This window comes from Romboutsia sp., assembly GCF_035470145.1.
Classification (GTDB): Bacteria; Bacillota; Clostridia; order Peptostreptococcales; family Peptostreptococcaceae; genus Romboutsia_D.
The window spans coordinates 1-8851 of record NZ_DATIRC010000260.1 but is presented as its reverse complement, the minus strand read 5'-3'; the positions used below and the strand labels follow the sequence as shown (position 1 = coordinate 8851).

Genomic DNA, 8851 nt, shown 5'->3' with positions numbered 1-8851 from the left:
CTGGCTTTGTTTGTTTGGTTTGTTTCAAATTCTATAAATTAACCTACTGTTTAATTTTCAAAGTTCATTTTCTTGTTTGCCCTTTTCTTAAGGACAAGTATAACTATACCATCTTAAAATAATATCGTCAATACTTTTTCTGTTTTTTTTATAATTATATTTAAAATTTTCTTAAATCCTTAATACATATAGCTTTAACACGAAAAATATAAATTATAATTGATTATATTATAACTTAGTTTTTCTTCTAATTATTTTATTACTTCTATAAGCATTTCATTTTCACATATATCAACTATATTTTTACTCATACAAATATACTTCTCTAATATCATTAGCAATCTATATAAAAATATACTTACTATTTATAGGTTTATACTTATTGCCTTAAATATAGAATCAAGTGAATAAGAACCTCTATATTTATTATAAGATAAACCTAACTCACTTTGTTTTCATAAAAATAGGTATTTGACAGTTATTTAAACTTATCAAATACCTATTTTTTATTTTATCAAATCAAATGTTGGATTATAAACATTACATATTGTTATCTTTACTTCTCTATTTCATTTTCTTCATAGCTTATCCAATCACTAAAACTACCTGAATAAACCTTATGTTTCACTCCAACTTCACTAAGTGCTAAACTGTTTGGACAAGCAGTTATACCTGATCCACAATAAACTATAACCTCATCATAATTTTTTAAGTTTTTAAAATGCTTTTCAAGTTCTTCTTGTGACTTCATATTTAATTTATCTTCATTCTTATTTAGTATATCCATCCAAAAATAATTTAGCGCACTAGGTATATGACCAGCTTTTTTATCTACTGGTTCAAATTCTCCTTTGTATCTTTGGTTTTCTCTAGAATCAATTATAGCTATGTTATCCTTATATAACCTTTCTTTAACATATTCCATATTGACTCTCATATCTTCATTAACTTCAACTTTAAAATTACCTTTTTTAATAGACTTTATTTCTTGAGTAATTTCTCCACCAATTTCTTTAAAGTCATTTATACCACCGTTTAAAACATATACCTTATCATGACCTAAATATTTTAATATCCACCAAAATCTACAAGGACCTGCTAAATCACCTTCATCATAAGCAACCACTATAGAGTCACTATTTATTCCTATATTTTCGAAAGTATTTTTCAACTCTTCTATACTTGGTAGAGGATGCCTCCCTCCATGTTCTTTAACTTCGCTAGACAATTCTGTTTCTATATCTACTCTAACAGCACCTTTAATGTGCCCCTCTTCATAGCTTTTTTTTCCATATTGCTTGTCCATTAAGTTAAACCTACAATCTACTATTACTAATTTTTCATTATTTAAATTTTCCTTTAACCAACTAGCACTAACTAAATTTGTCATATAATCCTCCTAATTTTATTAATTTATACATTTAATACATACTATACTACAGTACAAATTTATAAAAAATACTTTTATAGAAAATATATCAACGTATATTATTTGCATAATTTTCTAAAAATAAAAAATATATTTTTAATTAGGAATTCGTTTTTTCTATGCTAAAATATATTTGAAAACAATACATATACTTCATTATGAATCTATAAAAGTATATGCAAGTAAGTATTAAAGTTTCAATATATTCTAATGTATACAATAAACTAAATAAACTTTACACGAGGAGGAGTTACAGATATGAATATATCATCTAGAATACAAGCTGTTCCAGCTTCTACTATTATGGAATTATTAACTTATGCTGCAGAAGCTAAAAAAGGTGGAAAGAAAGTTTACCATCTAAACATCGGACAACCTGATATTAAAACACCTGATGAATTTTTAAATGCAATAAAGAATTATAAAGGTGAAGTTTTAGAATATGCTTTATCAGAAGGGTTACCTGAACTTATAGAGGCTATACAAAAGTATTATCAAGGATACAATATCAACTTTAATAAGGATGAAATATTAATATTAAATGGTGGTAGTGAAGCTTTATTATTTGCTATGTTAGCTACATGTAATGAGGGAGACAATATATTAATACCTGAACCATTTTATTCAAACTACAATAGCTTTGCTAAGGCAGTTGGTGTAGAAATAAAACCTATTACTACACTTGCAGAAAATGGATTCCACTTCCCTTCAAAAGAAGAAATAGTATCTAAAATAGATTCTAAAACTCGTGCTATATTATTTTCAAATCCAGGAAACCCAACTGGAGTTGTTTATACTAAAGAAGAAATTCAAATGATATCTGATATAGCTAAAGAAAACGATTTATGGATAATGGCTGATGAAGTTTATAGAGAATTTGTATATGAAGGTGATTACACTAGTTTAGGTAATATAGATGAAGTAGCTGATAGAGTTATTATAATAGACAGTGTATCTAAAAGATACAGTGCATGTGGCGCTAGAATTGGTTCTATAGCTTCTAAAAATAAAGTATTTATGGCTCAAATGTTAAAACTATGCCAAGCAAGATTATCAGTTCCTACTTTAGAGCAAATTGGTGCTATTGAGCTTTATAAAACACCAAGTACTTATCTTACAGAAGTAAACGAAGAATACAGAGAAAGAAGAGATGTATTATATAATGAACTTGTAAAAGTTCCTGGCGTTATATGCAAAAAGCCTACCGGAGCTTTTTATATAGTTGCAAAGTTACCAGTTAAAAGCGCTGATCATTTTGTAAAATGGTTATTAAGTGATTTTGATATAGATGGTCAAACAGTTATGCCTTGTCCTGCTGAAGGTTTCTATGCTACTGAAGGTCTTGGTGTTGATGAAATAAGACTTGCTTATATATTAAATAAAGAAGATTTAGCTAATGCTGCTAAGATATTAAAAGAAGGTTTAGAAACTTACTTAAAATTAAATAAATAAAATGAGAAGTGTGCTTATGCACACTTCTTTTTATGTATGAAATTTTATTAAAAAAATCTTAAAATGCAAGATAGTGAATATGCATATTTCATAATTTAATAAAATAATTATAAAAAACAGTTCAAAAGTGGAAATTTTTTGGATGTCATTGCATAATATATATTAAAGATGATAGAGTTAAAATAATAACTTGCAACAATAAATAAATTAAAAATATGATTTGAAATTTCAGGAGGTAACAATTATGGAAAATAACTTAGATTTAGTATACTTTGATTATGAAGAAGCTATAGAATATGATTATTCACCAGATCATGAAATAGAATAAATAAAAGTATATATGACTAATATTGCAAAACTAAAAATAAAAATGATTAAGCTGATTTAAAATATTTCATAAAAAAGCATAGCGGAGGCAAAAGGTGAATACAAAAAAATATAAAATATGAAAAAGCTCTTAGAATTTATTTCATAAGAGCTTTTTCACATTTTATATTTCTACTTTAGTTATCTTATTTATTAAATTTATTACTACTAATAGATTTATTGTAATTTTCATAAGATATAATATCCTTATAATCAAAAAACACATTGACAAAATAGTCAATGTGTTTTCGTGGATTTCAATACTATATTAACTTTTAATTAATTCCTCTGATAGTTGTCCATGTTTTTCGTACCTAGTTATATTTTTAACCTTATTTTCCTCATCAACAAAAACAACTTTTGGTTTATAATTAACGGCTTCTTCTGCTTTTATATCACAATAAGACATTATTATTATCTTATCGCCAACTTGTACACACCTTGCTGCTGCTCCATTTAAGCAAATCATTCCCGTTCCTCTTTTGCCAGCTATAGTATAAGTTTCAAACCTTGCTCCGTTATCGATGTCAACAATATGAACCTTTTCATATTCTAAAATTCCTGATGCATCCAATAAATCTTCATCTATTGTTATGCTACCTACATAACTTAGTTCAGCTTGTACTACCGTTGCTCTATGAATCTTTCCTTTTAACATACTCAGTCTCATTTTCTATTCTCCCTACAATTATAACTCATATGTAAAATTGTCTATTAACCTTGTTTTTCCTATATATACAGCTATAGCTATTAATACAGAACTTTCTATGTTTTCTACAGGCTCAATCGAAAGACTGTCAACAACATTTACATAATCTACTCTAGCCATAGGTTCTGAATTAATAGTTTGTATTATTGAATTTATTATTAATTTAGAACTTCGCTCTCCACCTTCTATTAATTTCCTAGCTTTCATAAGGGACTTATTTAATATGGTAGCTACTTCCCTTTCTTCATTTGATAAATAGGCATTTCTTGAACTTTTAGCAAGACCATCTTCTTCTCTTACTATAGGACATCCGATTATCTCTACATCAAAACTTAAATCCCTAACCATTTTTTTTATAATCGCTAATTGTTGTGCATCTTTTTGACCAAAATAGGCTCTATCAGGACATACTATATTAAATAATTTATTAACTACAGTGCAAACCCCTCTAAAATGAATGGGTCTACTTTTCCCACATAGTTCTTTTGTAAGTCCTGTCATATCTACAAATGTTGAAAAATCATTTTCATACATTTCATCATTTTTTGGATGGAAAATTACATCTGCTCCAGCTCTTTCACAGATTGCACTGTCTCTTTCTAAATCTCTAGGATACGCAGATAAATCCTCTTTGGGTCCAAATTGAATAGGATTAACAAATATACTAACAACTACCTTATCATTTTCTTCTGATGCCTTTTTTATTAAACTTTCATGTCCTTCATGTAAATATCCCATAGTTGGTACAAATCCAACTCTTAATCCTTTAGATTTCCATTCTCTGACTTTTTTTCTAATCTCATTTACTCTATTTATAATAACCATATCTCTATCCTCTTTAATATAGCTTTTCTATTACTTCCTCATCTATCTTAAACCCATGCTCTTCTGCTGGGAAAACTCCATTTTTAACTTCCTCTATGTATGTTTCAAAAGCTATTTTCATTTTTTCACCTAAAGTTTCATACTTTTTAACAAATTTAGGAGTAAAATCACTAAACATACCTAACATATCTTGATAAACTAGTATCTGTCCATCACAATCAACTCCGGCTCCAATTCCTATAGTAGGTATTGATAGTTTTTCAGTGATTAATGCTACTAGTTTAGATGGTACCCCTTCTAAAACTACTGCAAAAGCTCCTGCCTTTTCAACCGCAATCGCATCTTCTATAAGTTTTTTAGCAGCTTGCTCATCCTTACCTTGAACCTTAAATCCACCAAAAGCATTAACTGATTGTGGAGTTAAACCTATATGTCCCATAACTGGTATTGAAGCCTTAACTACTGCGTCTATCTTGTCATAAACTTCCACTCCACCTTCAAGTTTTATAGCATGAGCTCTACCTTCTTTAATTAATCTTCCAGCATTAACTACTGCATCATATACAGATGTATGATATGACATAAAAGGCATGTCTGCTACAACTAAAGTATTTTTAACACCTCTTGATACTGCTTTAGTATGATGAATCATATCTTCCATAGTAACTGATAATGTATCTTCATAACCTAAGCATACCATTCCTAAAGAATCTCCTACTAATATTCCATTAATTCCTGCATTGTCAATTAACTGAGCTGTTGAGTAATCGTATGCTGTAAGCATAGTTAATTTTTCATTCATTTCTTTAGCTTTTTTAAATGTTACAACTGTATTTTTCATTATTTTTCCCCCAAATATTCTTCTAGTTTTGTATAATCTCTATTTATGTTCTTAGTCTTCGCTATTTTTAACACATTTTTAGATAATAGCTTATATAATTCTTTATCTTCTTCACATAAAACATTACAATGCTTCTTAATTGTAGATAAATCTCCTCTTTCCACTGGACCAGTTAAACTCTTAACAATGCCATCTGATTTAATATTGTTTAAATTAAATTCTATAAGCGGAAAAAGTGATTTAATAGCCATTTCCTCTGAAAATTCACAATCCTTAAGGTATGTGACTCCATTATTTATTAGTGATAATACTAAGTTACTTACTGTAACACAAGCAAGATGATATAAAGCTTTATTTTCTTTAGAAATAATACCTACATCATTGCCTAAAGATTTAAATAAATCCTGTAAATATTTTTGATATTTTTCATGTCCTTCAATTGTAATAAAAGCATTTGGAAAATTTTTGTAAGAATTATATTTGCTTGATATAGCGAACATTGGATGGATAGAATAACTGTATGCACCATATTTTGTGATATTTGAAAAGATTTCTGAAGAAATTGAGCCACTACAATGGCAGATTAACTTATTATTAATAGGAAACTCTTTTATCTCATTCCATACACTTTGTATTTCTCCATCAGGTGTTGTAATGAATATAGCATCACTATCTTCTATAAAAGTTTTTAAATTTGTATAATATCTAGTATTTGTAAAGATTGCAGCTTCTTCTGAAGAATGCTGATTCTTACTATAGTAACCTGTTACGTAAATATTATTTTCTTTTAGATACTTACCTAGGGAAAAACCAACTTTTCCCGCTCCAATAAATCCAAACTTTATAGTTACCACCTCCTAAATAAGAGTGTGCTACTGCTTAGTTTCATACTTATTGATAAGATAATCTTCAAATTTCAAATATGTATTTGGTGCAGTTTTATTAAAATACCACCCATAGATAGTGTAGCATACTACAATTATTTGTCAATAATATGCAAAAATATATTATAAAATATTACATAAGATAAATTAGAAGTTTGGATAGAGGATTATAAAAATCATAATATTAAAGAATTAAATAGCTTTATAGAAGAGATTAAAATAGATATTGAAGCAGTTAATAATACTCTTATATATGAATATAGTAATGCTTTAGCTAAAGGAAAAGTAAATAAGATAAAAGTAATTAAAATAATAATATATGGTAGGTGTAATTTTCAAACACTAAGAAATAGAGTTTTAATGTTAGAAAATACATAAAATCACCTAACAATAGAAAGAACCAGCAATATCTTGTAATTTATATTTATCTTTCAACATCTCTTGCGCAAGGTTTTTTGTACCTAAAAGAGTAGTACGGACTCTTTGTAATACCTAAAACTTTGCACAATGATTTAAAGTTACGTTTTTGCTTTAATTAATGATCCTTTCGGCAATTCAAAAACATCTTTTACAGACATTTTTGTTCTACCTAATATTACCTTCACATTTAATGATATATCTAATACTCTTTCAAATTTTCCACTTATATTTTTATAATTCCTTTTTTATGCTATTTGTTATAATAACTCCCTTTTTATTTTTAATAATACCAGGTTTACATTTAAATGATTTTGAACCTCCTACATAAAGGTCTATATCTCCATTTATTTTAGTATCTAGAGTTATAATATCACCTAATTTTAGTTTTAAAAGTTCTTCTACACTTATTTTTGTCTTTCCTAGTCTTGCAACCATATCAGTATTTGCACTACAAATCTTGTTGTATATTGCACTTGTAAATTCAAAATCATATTCATTGTTTTTACTTCTAAAAAGTCTTTTAGGTTCTAATTGTTCTAATACTGGCTCCATACAACTATATGGATTACAAAAACTCATTTTTCCTACTTCTTTATTACCATTCATCATTTTCATATGAGAAATAATAACCGATTCACTTATTGGATATTTTTTACTAGATCCTACATTAGTATAAACATTAGAAACTTCTCTATATTCACAACCTTCAAAGATATGCATTTTTGTTAAAAAATTACTCGCTATATACGATATTAATTCTCTATCAATTTCAGTAAGTTCTCTTTTATAATCGTCAAATACACCATCTCCACTAAGCATTAAATCTATAAGTGAAAGTACGACACTTTTGTCTAATTGATATATAAGACCTTGAACTAAAGGCTGTATTGCATGTTCAATAATTACAGAATCATTTGATATCATATTCATAAATTCTTCATAGTTTGTTTGTTCTATTTTTTCTAATTTACATACTATATTTGGTCTTTTTAATTCATAAGCTACAAATAGATTTATACTCTTACAAAATTCTTCTGATATTACAGATAAAAATCGCATATTGTCTGTAGAATATCTTTGTGGTTTTTTAAAGTCATATACAATTATTTCTTGGTTCATAATATTTTATAATATCTCCTCTCTAAATTTTATCTTTCTTTAATGATTTACCTAATTTATATAATTCAATAATAGTATTTTAAAATTTTTCTGTATATTTTTCTTTTTTATTGCTCACTTTAGACACGTCCTTTCTAATCTCACTTTATTATAATTCGTTCGATTAAATGTGTCTATAATATTATACTAACACCAATATCACAAAAGGAAGATGTCTAGACATCTTACTTTTGTGATATTAATTCTTCATGTTGTACTCTAAATTTAATTATTTATCATCAAAATAAATTACAGTTTAGATAAAGCAGATACAATAATCTCTTCTTTAAAAGGTTTTACAATAAACCCTTTTGCTCCATAAATAATTGCCTCTTTCATTCTCGCCTCTTGTCCTAATGCTGATACCATGACAATTGATGCTGATGGATCAATTTTTTTAATTTCTCTCAATGCTTGTAACCCATCCATTTCTGGCATAGTAATGTCCATCGTTACAATATCTGGTTGTAATTCTTGATATTTTTCAATTGCCATTAAACCATTTTCTGCCTCACCAACTATCTCAAATTCATAATTCGCAAGCATATTTTTAATAGACATACGCATAAATGCTGCATCATCAACTATTAATACTCTTTTCATAAAATTTCCTCCATTTATATCAATTATAATCTTTTTCTATACACTGATGGTTTTACACGCTGAAAAGCTATTTCTAAATTAGATAAATTTTCAGACATTCTAATTATCAAATATCCTCCTGGTTTAAACGATTCATATAATCTTTTATAAAATCCTAAACGCTT

The 8851-nt window shown here is 27.3% G+C and carries 10 protein-coding genes; 2 read left to right on the top strand and 8 right to left on the bottom strand.

The annotated features are described in order from the left end of the window. Window positions 1-556: 556 nt before the first annotated feature. Window positions 557-1390 (bottom strand): sulfurtransferase, encoded by an 834-nt coding sequence (locus VLM92_RS11035; RefSeq protein WP_325276397.1) that lies wholly within the window; start codon window positions 1388-1390, stop codon window positions 557-559. A 297-nt stretch (window positions 1391-1687) separates the two neighbouring features. Here VLM92_RS11035 and VLM92_RS11030 point away from each other — a divergent pair, with 297 nt between their 5' ends. After that, window positions 1688-2881 (top strand): pyridoxal phosphate-dependent aminotransferase, encoded by a 1194-nt coding sequence (locus tag VLM92_RS11030; protein ID WP_325276396.1) that lies wholly within the window; start codon window positions 1688-1690, stop codon window positions 2879-2881. A 634-nt stretch (window positions 2882-3515) separates the two neighbouring features. Here the strand turns inward: VLM92_RS11030 and panD are convergent. The 4 genes from panD to VLM92_RS11010 are packed head-to-tail and all read right to left on the bottom strand — an operon-like array spanning window position 3516 to window position 6476. Continuing rightward, window positions 3516-3917 (bottom strand): aspartate 1-decarboxylase, encoded by a 402-nt coding sequence (panD, locus tag VLM92_RS11025; protein WP_325276395.1) that lies wholly within the window; start codon window positions 3915-3917, stop codon window positions 3516-3518. A gap of 18 nt (window positions 3918-3935) precedes the next feature. Then, the gene (panC, locus tag VLM92_RS11020; RefSeq protein WP_325276394.1) at window positions 3936-4781 is read right to left on the bottom strand and encodes a pantoate--beta-alanine ligase; all 846 of its coding nucleotides are present in this window, start codon (window positions 4779-4781) and stop codon (window positions 3936-3938) included. Between the two features lie 13 nt (window positions 4782-4794). After that, window positions 4795-5622 carry a 3-methyl-2-oxobutanoate hydroxymethyltransferase gene (gene panB, locus VLM92_RS11015; RefSeq protein ID WP_325276393.1) on the bottom strand — a complete coding sequence of 276 codons (828 nt, stop codon included), beginning with the start codon at window positions 5620-5622 and terminating at the stop codon, window positions 4795-4797. Beyond that, the gene (locus VLM92_RS11010) at window positions 5622-6476 is read right to left on the bottom strand and encodes a Rossmann-like and DUF2520 domain-containing protein (protein ID WP_331681747.1); all 855 of its coding nucleotides are present in this window, start codon (window positions 6474-6476) and stop codon (window positions 5622-5624) included. Before VLM92_RS11010 ends, panB begins: the two co-directional genes overlap by 1 nt. A 189-nt stretch (window positions 6477-6665) precedes the next feature. On the opposite strand from VLM92_RS11010, the gene VLM92_RS17405 reads away from it, so the two are divergent. Beyond that, window positions 6666-6884 carry a transposase gene (locus tag VLM92_RS17405; protein ID WP_414708160.1) on the top strand — a complete coding sequence of 73 codons (219 nt, stop codon included), beginning with the start codon at window positions 6666-6668 and terminating at the stop codon, window positions 6882-6884. Window positions 6885-7024: 140 nt separating this feature from the next. Here the strand turns inward: VLM92_RS17405 and VLM92_RS17350 are convergent, their stop codons facing one another. From VLM92_RS17350 to VLM92_RS10995, 3 genes are all read right to left on the bottom strand, one after another. Next, window positions 7025-7153: a FliM/FliN family flagellar motor switch protein gene (locus tag VLM92_RS17350; protein WP_325276398.1), complete on the bottom strand. Its 129-nt coding sequence runs from the start codon at window positions 7151-7153 to the stop codon at window positions 7025-7027. 4 nt (window positions 7154-7157) lie between these two features. Next, window positions 7158-8045 (bottom strand): flagellar motor switch protein FliM, encoded by an 888-nt coding sequence (locus VLM92_RS11000; RefSeq protein WP_325276392.1) that lies wholly within the window; start codon window positions 8043-8045, stop codon window positions 7158-7160. Between the two features lie 288 nt (window positions 8046-8333). Beyond that, a complete protein-coding gene (locus VLM92_RS10995; RefSeq protein ID WP_325276391.1) occupies window positions 8334-8687 on the bottom strand; it encodes a response regulator in 354 nt (117 codons plus the stop codon). Window positions 8688-8851: the final 164 nt, after the last annotated feature.

Coding starts and splice junctions, on each gene's coding strand:
- VLM92_RS11035 (WP_325276397.1), bottom strand. CDS start 1,390: ATGACAAATTTAGTTAGTGCTAGTTGGTTAAAGGAAAATTTAAATAAT.
- VLM92_RS11030 (WP_325276396.1), top strand. CDS start 1,688: ATGAATATATCATCTAGAATACAAGCTGTTCCAGCTTCTACTATTATG.
- panD (WP_325276395.1), bottom strand. CDS start 3,917: ATGAGACTGAGTATGTTAAAAGGAAAGATTCATAGAGCAACGGTAGTA.
- panC (WP_325276394.1), bottom strand. CDS start 4,781: ATGGTTATTATAAATAGAGTAAATGAGATTAGAAAAAAAGTCAGAGAA.
- panB (WP_325276393.1), bottom strand. CDS start 5,622: ATGAAAAATACAGTTGTAACATTTAAAAAAGCTAAAGAAATGAATGAA.
- VLM92_RS11000 (WP_325276392.1), bottom strand. CDS start 8,045: ATGAACCAAGAAATAATTGTATATGACTTTAAAAAACCACAAAGATAT.
- VLM92_RS10995 (WP_325276391.1), bottom strand. CDS start 8,687: ATGAAAAGAGTATTAATAGTTGATGATGCAGCATTTATGCGTATGTCT.